This window comes from Nitratireductor thuwali (assembly GCF_036621415.1).
GTDB lineage: Bacteria > Pseudomonadota > Alphaproteobacteria > Rhizobiales > Rhizobiaceae > Chelativorans > Chelativorans thuwali.
Window position 1 is genome coordinate 759725 of the sequence record NZ_CP030941.1, and the last position, 20246, is coordinate 779970.

General features: G+C 63.0%; 22 protein-coding genes. 11 read left to right on the top strand and 11 right to left on the bottom strand.

The features are described from left to right. Positions 1–76: 76 nt before the first annotated feature. Together NTH_RS03600 and wrbA are read left to right on the top strand one after the other, a co-directional pair. Positions 77–1009, top strand: a complete 933-nt coding sequence (locus NTH_RS03600) for an EamA family transporter (RefSeq protein WP_338528722.1) — start codon at positions 77–79, stop codon at positions 1007–1009. After that, positions 1006–1653, top strand: a complete 648-nt coding sequence (wrbA, locus tag NTH_RS03605; RefSeq protein ID WP_338528723.1) for an NAD(P)H:quinone oxidoreductase — start codon at positions 1006–1008, stop codon at positions 1651–1653. The genes NTH_RS03600 and wrbA overlap by 4 nt, the downstream gene beginning before the upstream one ends. A gap of 228 nt (positions 1654–1881) precedes the next feature. On the opposite strand, the gene NTH_RS03610 is transcribed toward wrbA, so the two are convergent. Both NTH_RS03610 and trxB read right to left on the bottom strand, forming a co-directional pair. Next, positions 1882–2772, bottom strand: a complete 891-nt coding sequence (locus NTH_RS03610) for a LysR family transcriptional regulator (protein WP_338528724.1) — start codon at positions 2770–2772, stop codon at positions 1882–1884. 63 nt (positions 2773–2835) lie between these two features. Further along, entirely contained in the window at positions 2836–3810 is a 975-nt protein-coding gene (gene trxB, locus NTH_RS03615; RefSeq protein ID WP_338528725.1) for a thioredoxin-disulfide reductase, read from the bottom strand. Between the two features lie 249 nt (positions 3811–4059). Here trxB and NTH_RS03620 point away from each other — a divergent pair, with 249 nt between their 5' ends. The 3 genes from NTH_RS03620 to NTH_RS03630 all read left to right on the top strand — a co-directional run bounded on the left by NTH_RS03620 (position 4060) and on the right by NTH_RS03630 (position 6156). Next, positions 4060–4533, top strand: coding sequence for an Lrp/AsnC family transcriptional regulator (locus tag NTH_RS03620; RefSeq protein WP_338528726.1), 474 nt, complete (start codon positions 4060–4062; stop codon positions 4531–4533). Between the two features lie 115 nt (positions 4534–4648). Beyond that, positions 4649–5335, top strand: coding sequence for a hypothetical protein (locus NTH_RS03625; protein WP_338528727.1), 687 nt, complete (start codon positions 4649–4651; stop codon positions 5333–5335). A 41-nt stretch (positions 5336–5376) separates the two neighbouring features. Further along, positions 5377–6156 carry a glycosyltransferase family 25 protein gene (locus NTH_RS03630; protein ID WP_338528728.1) on the top strand — a complete coding sequence of 260 codons (780 nt, stop codon included), beginning with the start codon at positions 5377–5379 and terminating at the stop codon, positions 6154–6156. A gap of 8 nt (positions 6157–6164) precedes the next feature. On the opposite strand, the gene NTH_RS03635 is transcribed toward NTH_RS03630, so the two are convergent. From NTH_RS03635 to greA, 4 genes are read right to left on the bottom strand one after another with little or no spacing between them, the layout of a single operon-like run. Continuing rightward, complete coding sequence (locus NTH_RS03635) at positions 6165–7232, bottom strand: glycosyltransferase family 4 protein (protein ID WP_338528729.1); 1068 nt, start codon at positions 7230–7232, stop codon at positions 6165–6167. Then, positions 7229–8164: a glycosyltransferase gene (locus NTH_RS03640; protein ID WP_338528730.1), complete on the bottom strand. Its 936-nt coding sequence runs from the start codon at positions 8162–8164 to the stop codon at positions 7229–7231. Before NTH_RS03640 ends, NTH_RS03635 begins: the two co-directional genes overlap by 4 nt. Continuing rightward, positions 8161–9246, bottom strand: a complete 1086-nt coding sequence (locus tag NTH_RS03645; protein WP_338528731.1) for a glycosyltransferase family 4 protein — start codon at positions 9244–9246, stop codon at positions 8161–8163. The genes NTH_RS03640 and NTH_RS03645 overlap by 4 nt, the downstream gene beginning before the upstream one ends. Positions 9247–9254: 8 nt before the next feature. Continuing rightward, on the bottom strand, positions 9255–9728 hold the full coding sequence (gene greA / locus NTH_RS03650; protein ID WP_338528732.1) for a transcription elongation factor GreA: 474 nt from the start codon (positions 9726–9728) through the stop codon (positions 9255–9257). Between the two features lie 337 nt (positions 9729–10065). On the opposite strand from greA, the gene NTH_RS03655 reads away from it, so the two are divergent. The 6 genes from NTH_RS03655 to NTH_RS03680 all read left to right on the top strand — a co-directional run bounded on the left by NTH_RS03655 (position 10066) and on the right by NTH_RS03680 (position 16061). Then, positions 10066–11193, top strand: a complete 1128-nt coding sequence (locus NTH_RS03655) for a PQQ-dependent sugar dehydrogenase (RefSeq protein ID WP_338528733.1) — start codon at positions 10066–10068, stop codon at positions 11191–11193. Between the two features lie 229 nt (positions 11194–11422). Continuing rightward, positions 11423–12313, top strand: coding sequence for a DMT family transporter (locus NTH_RS03660; protein WP_338528734.1), 891 nt, complete (start codon positions 11423–11425; stop codon positions 12311–12313). 64 nt (positions 12314–12377) lie between these two features. After that, positions 12378–12803, top strand: a complete 426-nt coding sequence (locus tag NTH_RS03665) for a DUF3775 domain-containing protein (protein WP_338528735.1) — start codon at positions 12378–12380, stop codon at positions 12801–12803. Between the two features lie 40 nt (positions 12804–12843). Beyond that, positions 12844–13578, top strand: a complete 735-nt coding sequence (locus tag NTH_RS03670) for an extensin family protein (protein ID WP_338528736.1) — start codon at positions 12844–12846, stop codon at positions 13576–13578. 315 nt (positions 13579–13893) lie between these two features. Next, positions 13894–14622, top strand: coding sequence for an extensin family protein (locus NTH_RS03675; protein ID WP_338528737.1), 729 nt, complete (start codon positions 13894–13896; stop codon positions 14620–14622). 140 nt (positions 14623–14762) lie between these two features. Continuing rightward, the gene (locus NTH_RS03680; protein WP_338528738.1) at positions 14763–16061 is read left to right on the top strand and encodes a hemolysin family protein; all 1299 of its coding nucleotides are present in this window, start codon (positions 14763–14765) and stop codon (positions 16059–16061) included. 55 nt (positions 16062–16116) lie between these two features. Here the strand turns inward: NTH_RS03680 and NTH_RS03685 are convergent, their stop codons facing one another. From NTH_RS03685 to NTH_RS03705, 5 genes are all read right to left on the bottom strand, one after another. Beyond that, positions 16117–16509: an acyl-CoA thioesterase gene (locus tag NTH_RS03685; RefSeq protein ID WP_422392345.1), complete on the bottom strand. Its 393-nt coding sequence runs from the start codon at positions 16507–16509 to the stop codon at positions 16117–16119. Between the two features lie 131 nt (positions 16510–16640). Continuing rightward, on the bottom strand, positions 16641–17522 hold the full coding sequence (locus NTH_RS03690) for an NAD-dependent epimerase/dehydratase family protein (protein WP_338528739.1): 882 nt from the start codon (positions 17520–17522) through the stop codon (positions 16641–16643). Further along, on the bottom strand, positions 17522–18337 hold the full coding sequence (locus tag NTH_RS03695; protein WP_338528740.1) for a glycosyltransferase: 816 nt from the start codon (positions 18335–18337) through the stop codon (positions 17522–17524). Before NTH_RS03695 ends, NTH_RS03690 begins: the two co-directional genes overlap by 1 nt. A 43-nt stretch (positions 18338–18380) precedes the next feature. Beyond that, positions 18381–19655, bottom strand: coding sequence for a TRAP transporter large permease (locus NTH_RS03700; RefSeq protein WP_338528741.1), 1275 nt, complete (start codon positions 19653–19655; stop codon positions 18381–18383). A 2-nt stretch (positions 19656–19657) separates the two neighbouring features. After that, positions 19658–20188 (bottom strand): TRAP transporter small permease, encoded by a 531-nt coding sequence (locus NTH_RS03705; RefSeq protein WP_338528742.1) that lies wholly within the window; start codon positions 20186–20188, stop codon positions 19658–19660. Positions 20189–20246: the final 58 nt, after the last annotated feature.

The following is a 20246-nucleotide window of genomic DNA, read 5'->3' on the forward strand; positions in this document are numbered from 1 at the left end:
GCATCATCCCCAAATATTATCTTGACGTCAAGACAAATGGCATTATCTTGAGGTCAAGATAATTTCGAGGTGACGCATGTCCAGGCACACAGACCTTCTCCTGACCGCTATCGCCCCCGCCATCTGGGGCAGCACCTATCTGGTGACGACGGAGTTCCTGCCCGATGGCTATCCGCTGACGGTCGCCATGCTGCGCGCCCTGCCCGCGGGCCTGCTGCTGCTCGCCGTCATGCGGCAGCTCCCGCAAGGCGTATGGTGGGCGCGCGCCTTTGTGCTCGGTGGGCTCAACTTCACGATCTTCTGGTGGATGCTGTTCGTCACCGCCTACCGCCTGCCGGGCGGGGTGGCCGCTACAGTCGGTGCGATCCAGCCTCTGGTGGTCATTTTCCTCGCCCGGCTGCTCATCGGCGCGCCGATACGTTTCCTCGCCGTCGTCGCCGCCGTCGCCGGCATGGCAGGCGTGGCCCTGCTCATTCTCACCCCGCAGGCGGCACTTGACCCCGTGGGCATCCTCGCCGGCCTCTTCGGCGCGCTGGCGATGGCCGTAGGCACGGTGTTGAGCCGGCGCTGGCAGCCTCCTGTTTCGTCGCTCACCTTCGCCTCGTGGCAATTGACCGCCGGCGGCATCCTGCTCCTGCCCCCCGCGCTCTTTCTCGAACCGCCCCTGCCCGCCCTTACGGGCGCCAACATTGCCGGCTTCGCCTATCTCGGCCTCATCGGCGCCGCGCTCACCTATTTCCTCTGGTTCCGCGGCATATCCAGGCTGGAGCCTTCCGCGGTGGCCCCGCTCGGCTTCCTGAGTCCTCTCACCGCCGTCATCCTCGGCTGGGCGATCCTCGGCCAGCACCTGACCCCGCCTCAGCTGGCCGGCATAGCCGTCGTTCTGGCCTCCGTCTGGCTGGCCCAGGCCGCCCAGCGCCCCGCCGTATCCTCCACGCCCGTCCACCGGCAGGAACTGCCCCTGCCGGCAACCCAGAAACCAACGCCCAGTACAGGAGCCGCCTCATGACCCGCATACTCGTGCTCTACTATTCCGCCTACGGCCACATCGCTGAAATGGCTCGCGCCGTCACCGAAGGCGCGCGGGAGACCGGTGCGAGCGTCGTCCTGAAATGCATCCCGGAGTTTGAGGCGCGTGAGGCGCCTGCGGAAGGACAAGGCGACGTTCCGGTCGCAACAATCGACGAGCTCCCCGACTATGATGCGATCGTCTTCGGCACGCCCACTCGCTTCGGAAATATGGCGGCACCGATGAAAGCTTTTCTGGATCGGTTGGGAAGCCTGTGGGCGCAGGACGCCCTTGTCGGCCGCGTCGGCGGCGTTTTCACCTCCAGCGGCAGCCAGCACGGAGGTCAGGAGCACACGCTGCTTTCCATGCAGGCTTCGCTCATGCATCTGGGGATGGTCGTTGTCGGGCTGCCCTACACGTTCAAGGGCCAGACCAGAATGGACGAGATCACCGGCGGCTCGCCCTACGGCGCCACCACCATTGCAAGCGGCGGGAATGGCGGCGATCGCCGCCCAAGCACCAACGAGTTGGAGGGTGCCCGCTTTCAAGGCGCACATCTGGCGCGCATCGCCATCTCGATCCGAGGAACAGGCCCGATAGAAAAAGTTCAGCGGCAAGCCCTGCTTGCCAGGGCCGACGGTTGACACTCACCGCCACAGCTCCGAAAAAAAAGCCGGATCAAAAGATCCGGCTTTAAAAATTGGAAGTGCCTGTTAAGGCGAAACCTCCAGAGGGGAACATTCACGGGGGCAAATGGGAGGAGAACGCGCCCCGCGAATGATCAAGATATGAGCATTCGTTGCTCAAATAACAACCACCAGCTTTTGCATTCCACCCATGCACATTTGCATAGGTAAACAGGACATGTACCTTCAAAAGGTCCAGCCGCGTGACTTGGAGATCAGGAAATCGCGGAAAACCTGCAGTTTGGCCTGGTGTTTCATCGTCTCCGGATAACAGAAATAGGTATCGAAGGATGGCACCGCCGTCTCCGGCAGAAGCTGCACCAATCCGCTTTCCTTGCCTACGACGTAGTCGGGCAGCATGGCTATTCCGCCACCTCGCTGCACGGCGAGCTTGATCGACAGGATGTTGTTGATCTGCAGCGCGACGGCTCGCTTCGTGCCTTCCGGCCGGCCGGCCGTCTCCAGCCAGTTCATATCGCTGAGATGGGCGGGCACCGCTTCGCCGAAGGTCACGATCCGGTGGCGGTCGAGATCGTCGATGGAAGCCGGCTTGCCGTGGCGGTTCACGTAGCCGGGCGAGGCATAAAGATGGAAATGCACGGTGAAAAGCTTGCGCTGGATGAGGTCCGGCTGCTGCGGCTGGCGCATGCGAATGGCGCAATCGGCCTGGCGCATGGTCAGGTCCAGCTCTTCGTTGTCCAGGATGAGCTGAAGCTGTATCTCCGGATAAAGATCGCCGAACTCGGGCAGCCTTTCGGTAAGCCAGCCGGTGCCGAGGCCTACCGTGGTTGAGACCTTGAGCATGCCTGACGGCCTGTCCTTTGTTTCCGACAGGCGCACCTTCACGCTTTCCAGCTTCATCAGGACTTCGTGGGCGGCGTTGTAGAGGATCTCGCCTTGCTCGGTCAGCACCAGCCCCCGCGCATGGCGATGGAACAGGGGAACGCCGACCTCCTGCTCCAGCGCGCTCACCTGGCGCGAGATCGCCGATTGCGAAAGATGCAGCGTCTCGGCCGCATGCGTAAAGGATCCCGCGGCCGCGGCCGCATGGAACACACGTAATTTATCCCAGTCCAACGCCTTGTTCCCCTCGTAATGTTTTGGGCGTGCAACCGTTATTGTGGCTCTGGTCTTGCCAGCCTATTCCGCTGCTTCGCGGTGCGCCTCCAGTCCGGCCAGATATTTCTCCGCCTCGAGGGCGGCCATGCATCCAAGTCCTGCCGCAGTCACCGCCTGGCGATAGATGTCGTCCGTAACGTCGCCGGCGGCGAAGACGCCCGGCACATCGGTGCGCGTGGAATTGGGCTCGGTCCAAAGATAGCCATTTGGCTTCTGCTTCAGCTTACCCTCAAATAGCTCGACCGCCGGTGCATGGCCGATCGCCACAAACACGCCGTCGACGGAAAGTTCGCTCACCGCACCGGTCTTCACGTTCCGCGCGCGAATGCCGTTGACGGAAGGCGGCAGCGGCGGCTTGGCCGGCTCGCCGACGACCTCGTCCACCACCATGTCCCACAGGACCTCGACATTGTCCCTGGCCAGAAGGCGCTCCTGCAGGATGCGCTCGGCCCGGAATTCGTTCCGCCGGTGGAGAACCGTCACCTTCCTGGCGAGGTTTGCCAGGTACAGCGCCTCTTCCACCGCCGTATTGCCGCCGCCGACGACAACCACGTCCTTGCCGCGGTAGAAGAAGCCGTCGCAGGTGGCACAGGCCGAAACGCCGAACCCCATGAAGGTCTGTTCCGAGGGAATGCCCAGCCACCTCGCCTTCGCCCCGGTCGCGATCACCAGCGCGTCGCAGGTATAGACCGTGCCCGAATCGCCCGTCAGCCGGAAAGGCCGCATGGAGATATCGACGTCGACGATGATGTCGTTGACGATGTCCGTGCCGACATTCTCCGCCTGCGCGCGCATCTGCTCCATGAGCCACGGCCCCTGAACGGGGTCGGCAAAGCCCGGATAGTTCTCCACGTCGGTGGTGATCATCAACTGGCCGCCCTGCTCCAGACCGGCGACCAGCACCGGCTTCAGCATGGCACGCGCCGCGTAGATGGCCGCTGTGTAGCCGGCCGGCCCCGAGCCGATGATGAGAACGGGCGCATGGCGGCTGGTCATGGGTGTTCCTTTCGTTGATGCGGACGGCCCGCGAAGTGGTCCTGATCTAAGTATTCCATATCCCTGCGTGCAAGGCGAAGAACGGTTTTCCAACAGCTACATCGGTTGCAGGCCGGCTTTTCACCAAGAAAGCGCGCGAAAGGACAGCCATAGCGTGCCTGCGCACTTGGACTTGGCTGCGCCTTGCTGTAGTTTTATTTCACACATGCGACAGATTCGTGCGCAAACCGAGCAGAATTGGGGCAAAAGATGCCGCTGAAGGCCGACCTCGACGCCATCGACTGGAAGATCCTCCGCGAACTTCAGAAGGACGGCCGTATCACCAATGTCGAATTGTCGCGGCGCGTCGGCATCTCGGCGCCGCCCTGCCTGCGCCGCGTCAAGCGGCTGGAGGAAAGCGGCATCATCAAAGGCTACCGCGCGCTGCTCAACAGCCCTGCCCTGGGCTTCGACGTAGTGGCCTTCTGCCTTGTCGGCCTCCATCATCAATCGGAGGTGGAGCTGCGCACCTTCGCCGAGCGCTCCCGCACATGGCCCATCGTCCGCCGCGCCTGGATGGTCTCCGGCGATTCGGACTTCCTGCTGCATTGCGTAGCGACCGATCTCGGCACCTTCCAGACCTTCGTCATCGACGAACTGACCTCCGCTCCCAATGTCGACACGGTCCGCACGGCGCTCACCATCCGTCAGGTCAAGGATGAAGGACTGGTCGCCATCGAGTAGGCCCGACGACATCGACATTCATTCCTTAATGAGAGCTGTATCTATGGCACCACGGGCGCGCGCACCTCAACCATGGGAGAATCGGGTTTTCGTATTCTGGACCGGTTCGAACGAAATGAGTGAGGCGCGCAGGCGATGCCTGGAGACGCTTGTCAGCACCCAGTGCGACATCGTGGTGGTAAACAACGACAATCTCGCCCCATGGATGGCCACTACCCCGTTGCATCCGGCATATCCATTTCTCAGCCCTATTCACAGGTCGGACTATCTGCGCGCTTACTTTATGCACCATCACGGCGGCGGCTACTCCGATATCAAGCGGACGAGCCAAACCTGGCTACCAGCCTTTCGGAAACTGAAAGAATCCAGCGCGCTCGGTGTAGGGTATCCCGAACTCCGCCACGGAGTGGCAAAGATTGCGCGTTCGCGGGTTGAAGGAAGCTACTATCTACTGGAGAGGAAGTCCTCCTACCTGAGGAACTACCTCCTCTACCGAAAGCTGAAGCTTTTCCACGGTCGTCTGATCGGAAATTGCGCCTTTATATTCAAGCCAGGAACCGAGTTCACATCGCGATGGCTTGCGATAGTGGAAAGCAGGCTCGACATCTTGTTGCCGCACCTGCGCAATCATCCGGCACGCTATCCGAAGGAGCGTCAAGGCGTCGACTATGGAGACGGCCCCAGCAAATACACTGTGCCGTGGTCGCTTCTGCTCGGTGACATTCTGGCACCTTTGAGTTTTCAATATCGGACGAAAATCCTACGGGACCTTCCGATGCCTGACTTTTGCGAATACGAATAAAAACTAACAAGTTTTCCAAAACAAAGCTCTAGTTTATCCCAATGACGCAACCAAAGATATACTACATAAACCTGGATCGCTCACCCGATCGCCGGCAGTTCATGAACGACCAGTTCCATGCGTTCGGCCTTCCTGCTGAGCGCATACCTGCCGTTGACGGAGAGCATATCGACCTCGGCTCCCATCCGGAATCAGGGCTAAGCCCCGGCGAGATCGGATGCTTTCTCAGCCACCGCGCCGCATGGAAAAAACTCGTCGAATCCTCGGATCCCAATGCGATCATCTTCGAGGACGATGCGCATCTAAGCCCCGATCTGCCGAGACTGCTTGCTGACATGAGCTGGCTTCCGGCAGATGCGATGATTGTGAAGTTGGACACAAATCTGGTTCCTGTGGTTCTGGATCCGGCGCGGCACGAAGTTCGGCCCTCCCGGAGCCTCAGGAGGCTGCGCACGGCGCACATGGGGGCGAGCGGCTATATTCTCAGTCGTGATGCGGCAAACGTGCTTCTGGAAAAGTCCGAAAGGGTCCAGATGGTTGTGGACGAACTCATGTTCTCCGGCAGCGCGTTGGATCGCATCACCACCTACCAGATGATCCCCGCCCCGGTGCTTCAGCAGTTCTTCATGAAGCGGCAAGACGTTCAGTTTGAGCCAAGCCTGCTGGTGCCGGAATACAAGCGGGCGAAACTGAAGCGAAAGCGGCCACCACTTCACAGAACCATCGTGCGAGAAATTGGCAGGGCTGTGCGCAAGTTCCGGTACCGAACCATTCCACGGCTTGTATACCGCGGTCGCTTTGAAGTCGTTCCTTTCGACTGACGACACGCTTAGAAGCCTTCCAAAACGCTCTCATAAACTCGTTGATGCGCTGAGGCGACGGCATTTGGATCGAACAGGCGCTGGGCTCGAGCCGCAGCCGCGAGACCGAACTTCTTCCGCAGATCGGCGTTCTTGGTAAGCCGCAAGAGGTTTTGCGCCAATGCGACGGGATCGGCGACTTCGGACAAGAAACCGGTGTGGCCGTTTGCAATCGCCTCGCCGGCGCCGCCGGCATCCGTTGCTGCAACAGGCTTTCCGACCCATTGCGCCTCGCACAGAAAGGTGGGAAGGCCCTCGAGCCGGGACGATAGGACGGCTATGTCACAGCCCGCCACCAGGTCAGGCAGATCGTCGCGCCACCCGACGAAAAGCACGCGCTCAAGACCAAGCTCGCGGCAAAATTGATGCATTGCCGCGCGCAATGGTCCGTCCCCGGCGAGAACCAGATGGGCATCTCTCTCCTCCGCCTCAACCTGTTTCCATGCCTTGAGAAGTGTTTCATGGTCCTTCTCCTCAGCGAACGCTGCGGCGCAAAGCACGACGACGGCTTTATCCGAAATCCCGAACCGCTCTGTTGTCGGATTGGCAAAACGCTCGCGGTCGACAGCCGGTGGAATGACGGTGATCCGGCTGACGGGAACCTTCGCCCTCGCCAATGCGCCTCGGGCTGCTTGAGATACCGCGATGACCGCGTCTGCCATGCGGTACTTCCAGCCACTCTTCACCGAGAAGGCATTGTGCCTGGATACGACGAGCGGCACTTTCTGTCCGAACCGCGCTAGAAGCGCTGTCTCAAGCGCTTTGCTTGAATGAGCATGCAGAAGCACGCGCCCGTTCTGCCCCTCGATCATTCTCCGCAACCGCAACCCGGCGAGCGGATGTTGGAAACCGAACCCACTCATCGGCTCCACATGCAACGCGGTCAACCTGAGGTACAGCTCGGAATTGTCGGGAACGAGCATCCGCCCCTTCCATCCCGCGTCGAGATGCCGAACGAGCAGGGCGAGTTGACTCTCGCCCCCGCGCCAGCCTCGCTCGCCGCTTAGATGAAAAACACTGTTTTTTTCCACGATCATACCGATCGAAACGCTGCTCGAACCGCCTGGGCAAACGCCATTTCCGACGCAACGAACGCTTCGCGAGCCCTTGTACCCATCGCCTCTTTCTGCTCCGGCGACATCGCAAGAGTCACTTCAAGGGACTTTTGCAGTGCGTTCATGTCTATGTGGTAGTTGGTGCCCAAGTGCCTTGGTTCCTTCCGGTCCCAGGCGACAAGCACCCCCGTTTCCGCGCTCACATGTTCGTTCATCGGCGGCGCATCGGTGGTGACGGTCACGGCGGCGCAGGACATCGCCTCCCAGATGTAGTGGCCCCATCCTTCGGAGCGCGACGGACACAGATGAATGCCGCAGCGATTCTGCAGGTGCCTCAGCTCGCCATCATCGATATAGCCGGAAATGAGGCGGACATTCGGCGGTACGGCCGCCGGCGCATTGTCCGCCTTCTGCACAAGCACGAGTTGCGGCCATTCGGGATGCCTCCGCCACAGGGTCAGAATGTCCTCGGTGCCTTTGAGCGTACTACCGCCGGCCAGGTGAAAGAACATGTTCCAGTCCTTCTCCACCTCGGGAAGGTAGCGGTCCGGCGAGGCGAAGCCGCAATAATAGGCGGGAATCCCGAACGCGGCGAAAATCGCCTCGCCGTGCCGCGACTTGGCCCACACCCGGTCGACCAGCTTCAGGCGGCGTAGATGCCGGCGCGGAAAACGCTCCTGGTTGGGCACCAGCACGTTGGTTCCAGCGCCGCCGACCCAGGCCGGAAAGACACGCTCCATATGAAAGGCGATGTCCGCCTTCTTGCGTGCGAAAATGCGGTCCAGGAAGCCGCGCTCCTTCGGCGTCGCCGTGGCGACTTCAAGACCCGCGCCCTCCAGCGCGCGCTTGAGGATCGCGGTGTCCTGCATGAGGCCGTAGGCATTGTCCCGCGCGATGATGAGAGCCTGCCTCATTGCGCGCCCCAGAGTTCTTCATAAACTTCGCGCAGGCTTGTCGCTTCGTTTTCGAGCGCGAAGCTGCCGCGCACATGCGCCAGCCCCGCCGCCCCGTGCCGCCCGGCCATCGCCGGGTCTGCCAGATAGGGCTCGACCGCCCGCGCCAGCGCCTCGGCATCGCCCGCCGGCGTGACCGCGCCGGTCTCGCCCGGCACGATCAGTTCGGCATAGGCGCCCGCATCGCTCGCGACGGTCGCAGTGGACGACGCCATGGCCTCCAGCGGCGTCAGCCCAAACCCTTCATTGCGGGAGGGCGCCACACACAGGCTTATCCGCCGGTACCACGGCTTCACATCCGGCACCTCGCCGAGAAAGAGGATGCGTTCGCCAAGAGCCGCCTCTTCGACCTTCCGTCGAAGCCCATCGGCAAAGGCACGGTTTTCTGCCGTCACCCGCCCGAGGATCACCGCCGTCCACTCGGGATAGCGCGGCAGCAGTTCCGTCATGACCTCGACGAAAAGATCCGTACCCTTCTGATGGCGGATCCGCCCGAAGCAGCCGATGCCGTATTTCCCCGGAAGTCCGGTCGCCTGCCACCGATCTGCCGGGCCGGACGGCGGGTGAAAGCGTGCGGTGTCGATGCCGTGCATCACCACGCGGTGCGGTACCCCGAGATAGGAGCCGGAGCGGGTGCTTGTCGCCACGACCCGGTCCATCCGGCGGATCAGCCAGCGCGTGAACGGCTTGTGGCGGCGCTGCGCGGCCGAGGTGAAGACAAGCCGCACGGGCGCCCGCAGCACATGGCGAAGCAACACGCCCGCCACCATTTCGGTGTTGCGGCGCGCATGCCATATGCGGAAGGGCTTGCCTTGCGGCCGGCGCAGCAGCCCCGGCGCCTGCCACCATGCAAGCCGAGGCAGCGTCTCCGGCAGTCCCGGCCCCAGCGTCGCGATGCGGAGCGATTGCGCCTGCAGCGGAACGAGTTGAACGATGGTGCTGGTCACGCCGGAAAGCCGGCGCTTGAAGTTGGGGGCGACAACCTCGACCTGGCGCACGGCCGGACGGGAGGGCCCCCCGCCCTTCGGCTCATGCGCCTTCATGGTCTTGCTCAGCCGTACCGGACCTGAACGACCTCATAGCCGCGCGCGCCCCCGGGAGCGTTGACCTCGACGGAATCGCCGACGCCCTTGCCGATCAGCGCGCGCGCGATGGGCGAGGAGATCGAGATGCGGCCCTTCTTCACATCGGCTTCCTGGTCGCCGACGATCTGATACGTCTTTTCTTCTTCCGTATCCTCGTCGACAAGGACCACCGTCGCACCGAACTTCACCGTATCGCCCGACAGCTTCGTGACGTCGATCACCTCGGCGCGCGCGATCAGGTCCTCCAACTCGCCGATGCGCCCTTCGTTCAGGCTCTGGGCTTCCTTGGCCGCGTGATACTCGGCGTTCTCCGAAAGATCGCCATGAGCGCGCGCTTCCGCGATTGCCTCGATGATGCGCGGCCGCTCTTCCTGCTGGCGCCAGCGCAGTTCCTCCTTCAGCGAAGCATATCCGCCCTGGGTCATCGGGACCTTATTCATCTCATTCACCTTCCCAAAGCAGAAGATTGCATGCCCCCGGCCGCAATAATGCCAGGGCCGGCAACCGTTCCAAGGGTACAAAAAGAAAACGGTCCGCCAGCCTCAGGCTACGGAACCGTCTCGTACGAGTCTGCCGAATATAGCAATCCCGCAACAATTTTCACCACCTTTTTTTGGCACGGTCCCGCCGCTTGAAAAGGCGTGCGGCAAAAAGCCGGCAAACGGAATCGCTTCATACGGGCCACGATATGGGTGGCCGTTCGCCGCGCTCTTGGCGCCGCGCAGCCAAGCCCCTATGTGCATTTGGGCGGGCCTCCTGCAGGAACGGAGACACGAGATGCAGAAAACTTTCCTCGCCGCGGCCGCATTCCTTGCGGCCGCGTCCACCGGCGCAAGCGCTCAATTGTTCGAGGCAGGCGGCTTGACCCTTAGGGCCCAGGTGCTGGCCGAGGGCCTGGACCATCCCTGGGGCCTCGACTTCCTCCCGGATGGCGCCGCTCTGGTGACGGAACGTTCCGGCAGGTTGCGGCTTTTCACCGATGGCAGTCTTTCAGCGCCGCTGGCCGGCGTTCCGGAGGTCGCGAATTTCGGCCAGGGTGGTTTGCTGGATGTCCGTGTCTCCCCCGATTTCGAGACGAACAGCACCATCTTTCTCTCCTATTCGCAGCCCGGTTCGGGCGGCGCCGGCACAGCCATCGCCCGCGCAGAGCTGGTACGAGAAGGTGAAACGCCCACCCTCAAAGCCGCCCAGACCATCTTCTCGATGAGCCGCAAGACTGGAGCTGGCCAACACTTCGGCTCGCGCATCGTCTTCGCGCCCGACGGCACGCTGTTCTTCACCATCGGCGAACGCGGCGAGCCGGACCGTGCGCAGGATCCCGGCGACCACGCCGGTTCCGTCCTGCGCATACTGCCGGACGGCGGCGTGCCGGAGGACAATCCCTTTGCCGATCAGGAAGGCGCGGCGCCCGAGATCTGGTCCGTCGGGCATCGCAATCCGCAGGGCGCCGTCTGGGATCCCGTTACCGACGCCCTATGGATCGTCGAGCATGGCGCGCGTGGCGGCGACGAGGTCAACCGCCCCGAGGCCGGCCGAAACTACGGCTGGCCCGTCATCTCCTATGGCCGGCACTATTCGGGCATGAAAATCGGCAGGGGCACGCAGGCGCCGGGCTACGAGCAGCCCGAATATTACTGGGACCCCTCCATCGCCCCCTCCGGCATGGCCGTCTACACAGGCTCCATGTTCCCTGAGTGGCAGGGCGATTTTCTCCTAGGCGCGCTACGCTCCCAGCTTGTCGCCCGCCTCGACCGGGACGGCGAAGGCAACATTGCCGGCGAGGAACACCTGTTCGAGGGAGCCTTCGGCCGCATTCGCGACGTCGATGTGGCGCCCGATGGTTCGGTCTGGTTGCTGACCGATGAGGATAACGGCCAGATCATCCGCATCTCGCGCGCCGATTGAGTCCTGCAGGCACCAAGGCTTCGACGCAGATCGGCAGCCGGCTCCTGCTTCTCCCGTCTGCGCAACAGCCGCCTCTGGCCTAGCAGGCATGGGGCGGCTGCCGGCTTGCACGTCGGCGCTGGCCTGCTAAAGCAACGGCCCGAGAACAGACCATAGCCACAACGGCCCCGACCGCGCCTGCCCCCACGAAGCTGGCGCTGCAAGCTGCCGTTCATCCATGTGAGAAATCATGACCCGCACCCAGGCCAACCTCCTGCTGCTAACCGCCGGCGCAATGTGGGGCATGGGTTTCGTGGCCCAGTCCACAGCGATGGACGCGATCGGACCGCTCCTCTTCATCGGCCTGCGCTTCGCCATCGCGGGCCTGTCGATGCTGCCTTTCGCCTTGCGTGAAAGCCGCCGGGCAAGCGAGCCGCTTGCCGGCCATCAGTGGCGGGCCTTCCTCATGATCGGGGTTCTGCTGTTTGGCGGCATGACCGCCCAGCAGGTGGGCCTGCTGACCACGACTGTCACCAATTCCGGGTTCCTCACCGGCCTCTACGTGGTGATGGTGCCCTTTTTCGGCGTTATCCTCTTCCGCCAGTGGCCGCATCGCATCGTCTGGCCGGCGGCGCTCTGCGCGCTTCTGGGCATCTGGCTGCTTTCCGGCGGCGGCGCCGTGGCGCTTCACGTGGGCGATTGGCTCACCATCCTTTGCGCTGCACTTTGGGCTCTCCAGGTGATCTTCATCCAGCGCAGCGCCACCGGGACGGGCCGTCCGGTGACATTGGCCGTCACGCAATTCGCCGTCACCGCCGTGATCGCGCTGGCCTTGGCCTTTGTCTTCGAGCCCGTCGATATCGCCGCCATCAGATCGGCCGCGCCCGAGATCGTCTATGCCGGCATCTTCTCCGGCGGCATCGCCTTCACCTTGCAGGTGATAGGCCAGCGCTACACGACCGCCTCCCAGGCCGCCATCTTCCTGTCGACCGAAGCCGTCTTCGCGGCACTGTTTGCCGCCATCTTCCTCTCCGAACGCCTTCCGGCTGCCGGACTCATCGGCTGCGTTTTGATCTTCTCGGCCATACTCCTGGTCGAGATCGTCCCTGCCCTGCGCAGGCAGCGCCAGCCGGCCGTCTAGATCGAGCGGCTGGCAGCAGCACCGTTTTCGGCTATGATGCCGGCAGTGAGAGGGCAGGCCGGCGATGAAGACAGTGCAGGAAAAGAACTGGGATCTTTCGATAGGCGCCGACACCGTGCGCATGCTCGCCGCCAAGGCGCGCGCCTTCTCGGCTGCCGTGAACGAAGACTACGACAGCGGCCACGAACACGAGATCGAATTCACCGACCAGGCCATCGATGCCCACAGCCATGACGGCCTGCAGGAAGAAGAAGAGGAAAATCTGACCGAGGAGGAATTCCGCGAGCTTATCGCCGACCTCAATGTCGACGAGGCATCGGAACTTCTCGCCATCGCCTGGATCGGCCGCGGCGACTACGACTGCCGGGAATGGAACGAAGCGGTCGCCGGCGCGCGGCAGCGGGTCAACAAGCGGCTGGCCGGCTACCTCCTGAGCATGCCGATGCTGAGCGACTGGCTGGAAGAAGGTCTTGAGGAACTCGGCGCTTGACAGTTCCCCAACGGTCAGCGTGTCCTGCGGCAATCCGGGATTGAACATCGCTGCGCCCCAATGCCGGCTGTCGCCGCTCCTGCCGCTTGTTGTTCTTGCTGCTCTCGCCGGGCATGCGCAGGCCGGGAACGTCGTGCTTCCCGACGAAGCTCCGATACCGCTGCTCCGCGAACAGGCAGCCCCACTCGGCGAAAGGGCCGTGCCCCCGGTCGAAACGTCGCCGCCCGTCCTCGCCGCCGGCGAAATCGCCTGCCGCAGCGATCTCGCGCGCCTTGGCGTTTCCTTCGCGGACATGCCGGCGGTCGAGGCTGAAGGCGGCTGCAGGCTGCCGCACCCGATCCGCGTCACCACCCTTGGCGCGGCAATATCGCTGCGTCCCGCCGCGATCATCAACTGCAACACGGCGCGTGCCGCCGCGCAGCTTGTCCAGCAGGCGGGCCGCAAGGCCGCAGAAGCCCACCTCAAATCGCCGATCGAAGCAGTGAACCACGCTTCCGCCTATGTCTGCCGGGTGCGCCGGGGTACGGTACACCTGTCCCAGCACGCGTTCGGAAACGCATTGGACATTGCGAGCCTGACGCTCGCCGACGGCAAGCATGTCGCCGTTCGTGAATATGAGGACGCCGAAAGTCCGGAGGCGCTGTTTCTCGACGCGTTCCGCACGGCCGCCTGCGGTCTGTTCACCACCGTCCTCGGCCCCGGCGCCGACGCCGATCACGCCGATCATCTCCATCTGGACATGAAACGGCGGCGCGGCGGCGCCTACTGCCGCTAGGTGTCTGATCCCGAAAAGTGGACGACCGTCGGAAAAGACCATGCTCCAGCTGGGCGACGGGTCAGGATGACGATGCAAGGAAGCCTCGTCGCTGCCAACGAGCACATTTGCGCCACAGCTCTTAACCGCCGCGCACAGCTTTCCTTTACCCTTGTCCGGCAGAATTGCTCCGTTCCGGCACCCTTGCGGCATGGTTCTGGCGAGGATGGGCGGAAGATGCGGGTGTTGTCTGTCAGGGGGAAGTACAGCGTGTTACGGTTGAGGGGGATCCCGCGAAGGCTCATGCCTGCCGCTCGGCACGCCCGAAAGATCTTCATGTTCTCCGGCCTCTTGCTGATCTCTTCCTGCTCGGTGGATACGGTGATGCGCCCCGATGTCGATGTGGGCATGCACACCGCCACAGTCGGCGGCGGAGGGCTGCAGAACCTGGTGCCTTCAAACCCCATGATGATGAGCTATCCGCGCATCAGGCTTCCGCAAAGCCCCTCGGCTGTCATGCCCGCCGACGAGGTTTCCTGCCGCAGGCAGCTCAAGCGCCTCGGCGTGACGTTCCGCAACCTTGCGCCCATCGACGACGGCGGCGCCTGCCGTATCGACCATCCGGTGGAGGTCAGCGGCCTATCCGGCGGCATCGACATGAAACCCGCCGCCACGCTCACCTGTGACATGGCGCTGACCGTCGCCCGCTGGACCAAGAACGAACTCGCGCCCGCCGCCCGCATGCGCTATCTGTCGGGCATCGGCACCATACACCAGGGCTCGAGCTATTCCTGCCGCCGCATCCGCGGCACGAGCGTTGCCTCGGAGCATTCGAAGGGCAACGCCCTCGACATCATGAGAATCACCTTGAAGAACGGCAACGACATCGACGTCCGCCGCCCCGGCTTCTTCGCCTTCCGGCAGAAGAGCCTGCTCAACAAGGTGCGCGCCCAGGGATGCGACTACTTCACGACCGTTCTGGGCCCTGGCTACGACGCCGACCACAAGGACCACTTCCACTTCGACATCAAGGACCGCCGCAACGGCTATCGCGCCTGCAGATAAGGCCTCATCCATGCGCAACTGCCGCCGATTGCGCCGGATCTTCATTTGCCTGCAGGGCTGGCCGCTCGGGTTCCGGTTGCGGGCTTGGCATTGCCCGAAAAGCGTTTCCGGTTTCCCCTCCCTTGCGATAAACAGCAGACATGCTTGCTGTCGAACTGATCATCCTTTTCGTCCTCATCCTCTTCAATGGCTTCATGGCCATGTCGGAGCTGGCGGTCGTCTCCGCCCGCCCCGCCCGGCTGAAAGCCAGGCGCGACAAGGGCGAGCGTGGCGCGGCGCGCGCCCTCGCCCTGTCGTCCGATCCCGGACGCTTTCTTTCGACCGTCCAGATCGGCATCACCCTTGTCGGCATCCTTTCCGGCGCATTTTCGGGCGCGACGCTGGGCGTGCGGCTGTCGGACACGCTGGCTGCGCTGGGCGTGCCGCCATCGGTTGCAAGTCCGGCCGGCATAGGCATCGTCGTGGCGCTCATCACCTATGTCTCGCTTATCATCGGCGAGTTGGTGCCCAAGCAGATCGCGCTCAAGAACGCCGATGGCATCGCCGTCAAGGTCGCGCCGGTCATGGTCTGGATTGCGCGCATCGCGATGCCGCTCGTCTGGCTGCTCGACATCTCGGGGCGCACGGTGCTGGCGCTGCTGGGGCAGAGCTCCCAGCCTGCCAGCTACGTCACGGACGAGGAGATCCGCACACTGATCGCCGAGGCCGAGCACGCCGGCACGATCGAGAGCGGTGAACGGCGCATGATCACGGGCGTCATGCGCCTTGCCGACCGCAAGGCGCGTGCGATCATGACTCCACGCGGCGAGGTCGACTGGGTAGACCTGACGGCCGACGAAGAAGCCATCGTCGATGTGCTTCGCCGCACCGATCATTCACTCCTGCCGGCAGGCAAGGGCTCGATGAATGCGTTAACGGGGGTGATCAGGATCCGCGACATCTCCATTGCCGATATTAGGGGAAAGGCCCTCGGCATCGCCGACCGGGTCCATCCTGCCCCCTTGGTGCATGACAACACGCCGGCCCTCGACGTGCTGACGCTCCTGCGCGAAGCAGAAGTGCCCATGGTCCTTGTGCACGACGAGTTCGGCACTTTCGAGGGCGTCGTCACGCCGGCCGACATATTGGAGGCCATCGCCGGTGTCTTCCGCGCGGATGCGGAAGAAGGAGAACTCGACATAATCCAGCGCGATGACGGCTCTTGGCTGCTCCCCGGCATGATGCCTGCCGACGAAATGGCCGATCATCTCGGCATCAGCCTCCCGCCCGACAGAAGCTATTCAACATTGGCGGGTTTTCTCCTGACGCATTTCCAGGAACTGCCGAAAACCGGCAGCAAGGCCGTTATCCAAGATTGGCGTTTCGAAATCGTGGATATGGACGGTCGGCGTATCGACCAGGTGATCGCGTCCCGGCTCGAGCCGGCAGAAGTTCGCTGAAGCAATTCCAGGACAAGTGGAAGCCGGTTTTGCGTCCGGAATTGCTTGAAAGAGCCTATACCTCCGGCGGCACCGGCATCGGCTTGCCGGTGGCATCGAGCGCCACCATGATGAAATCGGCGTGGGTCACCATCTCCATCTCTTGGGAAAGATAGCGCTGCGACCAGGCCTCCACCTTGAGCTTTATCGAGGTCCGCCCCACGCTGTCGACCCGCGTATAGACGCACAGCGTATCGCCGATCTTCACCGGTTTGGCGAAAGCCATCTCCTTGACGGCGGCGGTGACGACGCGCCCCCGCGCGCGCTCGGCTGCCCGGATGCCGCTCGCAAGGTCCATCTGCGCCATGACCCAGCCGCCGAAAATATCGCCCGCGGCATTGGCATCGCCCGGCATGGCCTGCGTGCGCAGCGTCAAGTCGCCGTCGGGTTTGGCGGTAGGTTCCAGCATGTGCGGCCTCGCATCGATATCGGGCTCATCCGGCATCCACCACCATCGCCCAAGTCAGCATCGGTTTACATAAATCACACGGTTTCAACGATTTACACAGAAAACCGGAATCATCGCCGGATCCGGTTGAATCATTCTGTGAAGATCAGGGTGCGGACGGTTTTCTCCAGCAGTGCCGCTCCACCCGGCCTCCACCCTAGGCTTTGAAGCCTTTCGGTTTCCATTGCGTTAACCGATGCCTTGTCGGCCGCCATCGGCAAGGGATGCGGACAGTCCGTAAGCCTCTGCACAATTGACAGCAGGTCGTGGCGATCGACCACCAGATCGGAAACATTGAAGATCTTCCCTTCAACGTCACCGGCTTCCAAAACCAGCCGCACCGCGGCAGCAACATCGTCGCCATGAACTTCGGTCCCCACGCGCGGCGATAGCGGCTTGCCGTCAAGGTAATCGCGAAACAGCCCCGCCCACTTATGTGTCTTTCCGACGCCGGCGGGACCATAGACTCCGGTGATGCGCAAGCTCACCCCGCCGATTGCTCTCAGCCGCGTTTCCGTCTCAAGCTTAATCTCGCCATAGAGCGTGTCCGGCCGCGCCGGATCGGTCTCGGCCAGCCTGACGCCGGCCGGCCGGGGGCCATAGACGGCGCGGCTGGAAAGAAAGGCGGTGCGCGCCACCCCTGCCGCGCGCGCCGCATCGAACAGCGCCAGGCTGCCTTCCAGATTGCGCCGCCGGAAACCAGCAGGGTCATCCCCCTCGCCACCCCGGTATTTGCCGGGCTCATGGTCGAAGGCGCCGTGAACCAGGAAATCGGCGCCGGCAAATGCGCTGCGGTCGAGCGCCGAAGGCTCCAGATCAAGCGGGACGAATGCGACGGCACGCGAGAAAAACCCCTCCACCGGCGGCCGGCGCCCCATCACCGTGACCTCATGACCCGCCTGCAAGAGGGCTTCCACGATGAAACGGCCGACATAGCCGGTTCCTCCGGTGACGATGCTGCACGGCGCAGCCATCAGGAACCTGTCGGATTGGCCAGCGCGTCGACGTCGGGCACACCCTCGCCCGCGTGGTAGGCGTGCCACAGATCGATCAGCGGCTGGAGCTCGGTCCGCTTCGGACGATCCTTTTCCCAGGGCTTTTCGTACTGGTAGTGCACCACCGACACAGATTTCCAATCCCAAAGCTCGGGCAGGTTGAACCATACATATTGCAGCATGTTGAAGAAGACCGGCAGGCCGTGCCATGCGGGAAAGAATGCCTGAAGGAAGGTCTGGTCGGTACGCCGCCAGAAGGCATCCGGCGCATCGAGCATGGCAAGCATCGCCTGGAAAGTGGCCGCCGACGGGCTGGCGACGAACACGCCGGAATTGAGCCGGTGGAAATCGGCGAGGCTCTCATAGACATTGGGCGCGGCGGAGAATTCCGGGTAGCCGAACAGCCGGTCGATATTGCGGATGACGATGGCGTCGGCATCGATGAACACCACCCGCTCATACTCCGTCATCTGCCACAGGCGAAGCTTGGCGAAATTGTCGAGCGGCGTGTGGAAGGCCGGCTTGTTGCCCTTTGTGAAGGGCGCGTCGGCGTGCAGCTTTGCCCGCTGGTGACGCTCGTTGAACGCGTTGGAGGTAGGCAGGAGGTCGGCCCTTCGCAGTTGCGCACCGAGCGCCGCCAAGGGTTCGAGCGCCCTTTCCGCCACGCCCCCGGTATGCATCACGACGATATCCGCCGCCGTTCCCGAAAGCCTCAGCGAGCGCACCAGCGCCAACGCGCCCGTGGCATAATCGGCGTTGGTGACGAGGGTGGCGTAGGCCTGGCGTGAACTCATCCTGCGCATTCCTAATTCAGATGGGGCCTAATTCAGATGGGGCCTAATTCAGATACGGAAGCAGCCCCACGGAAATCTGCGGCAGATATGTGATGACCATCAGACAGGCAAGACACACCGCGACGAAAGGAATGAGCTTGGGCACGACCTTCTGGAGCGGCAGATTGGCCACTTGGCAGGCGGCGAACAGATTGACGCCCAGCGGCGGCGTAATCATGCCGAGCGCCAGATTGACCACCATGATAAGCCCGAAATGAATAAGATCGACCCCGAACAGGACGGCTACCGGGGCCAGTATGGGCGCGAGCACGATGATCGCCGCCGACGTCTCGATGAACATCCCCACCACGAATAAGAACAGATTGACCGCGATTAGGAAGGCGACCTTGCTTTCCACATGGCCGGCGATCCACTCGCCGACTGCCGCCGGCACGCCGGCCCGCGTTACCAGAAACGAGAACAGGCCGGCGGCCGCGATGATGAACATGATGATGGTCGACGAGATGACCGACCGGTGCAGCACCTGAAGCAGGTCGTTCCAGCCGATCGTGCGGTAGATGAAGACGCCGAGCAGCAGCGCATAGAACACCGCGACCACTGACGCCTCCGTAGGGGTGAAGATGCCGCGATAGATCCCGCCGACGATGATCACCGGCATGAGAAGCGCCAGAAAAGCCTGACGCAGCGCCGTAAAAAAACTCAGGCGGTCCACATGGTCGTTCGCGCCCCAGCCCTTGGTCCGGCAGTAGAGATACACGAACAGCATCAGCGCGCCCGCGATCAGCACGCCCGGACCGATGCCGGCCACGAAGAGTGAACCGATCGAAACCTCGGCGCTGATGCCGTATAGGATCAGCGGGATCGACGGCGGTATGATCACGCCGAGTTCGGCGGACGTCGCCTGCAGCGCGGCGGCGAAGCTCGTGGGATAGCCATGGCGGGTCATCGCCGGGATGAGAATGGCGCCGATGGCGAAGGTGGTGGCCACCGACGAGCCGGAGACCGACGCGAAGATCATGCAGGTGAGCACGCACGAACAGGCAAGCCCGCCCTGCACCCCACCGACAAGCGTCTTGGCGAACTCGACGAGCCGCGCCGAGATGCCTGCCTGTTCCATCAGATTGCCGGCCAGGATGAAAAAGGGCACGGCCATCAGCGGAAACGAATCGATGGAGGTCATCAGCTTCTGCGCGGCCACCAGCAGCGGCAGCGGCGTGAAGAAGGCGATGCCGCCGATGGAGGCTGCGGCAATGGCGATGGCGATCGGCACGCCGAGCGCGAACAAGGCCACCATGGCGAACATCATGAATGTCGACATGGCTAAACTTCCACCTCGATGTTGCTTTCCTCGGGCGCGCTGCCGACAAGTTCCTCAGCCAGCCGCGCGATCACGGCAACGACGGAAAGCGCCGCGCCCACGGGAACGGCGGCATAAACCAGCGCAATGGAAATCCGGGCTCCCGTGAAGGGATCGGTCAACCCCGCCAGGCTCTGTGAGCTGGTGCGCATGGTCATCAGCCAGCCATAGCGGATCATCACGTAGAGAACCGCAAGCGTGATGGCCGCAATGGCCAGCGACAGCGCCTTGCGCAGCAGAGCCGGCGCCATGTCGAGCACCAGATCGATGGAGATGAGCGCGCCGCGTCGCAGCACCGCGACCAGGCCCAGATACACCATCCAGATCATCAGCGAGCGCGCCGTCACCTCGGACCACTGCGATGGCCGCTCCAGGACGAAGCGGGTGACGACCTGATAGAATGTGACACAGGACATCAGTGCCAGAAGCGCCATGGCGAGCCCCAGCGACGCCTTCACGATCAGCCGGTCTATGAAACGCAATACGCCAACCATCGGCTCCCCCAAGCGGCGCCGGGCCCAGCGGGCCCAGTGCCGGATTCGGATCCCGAGG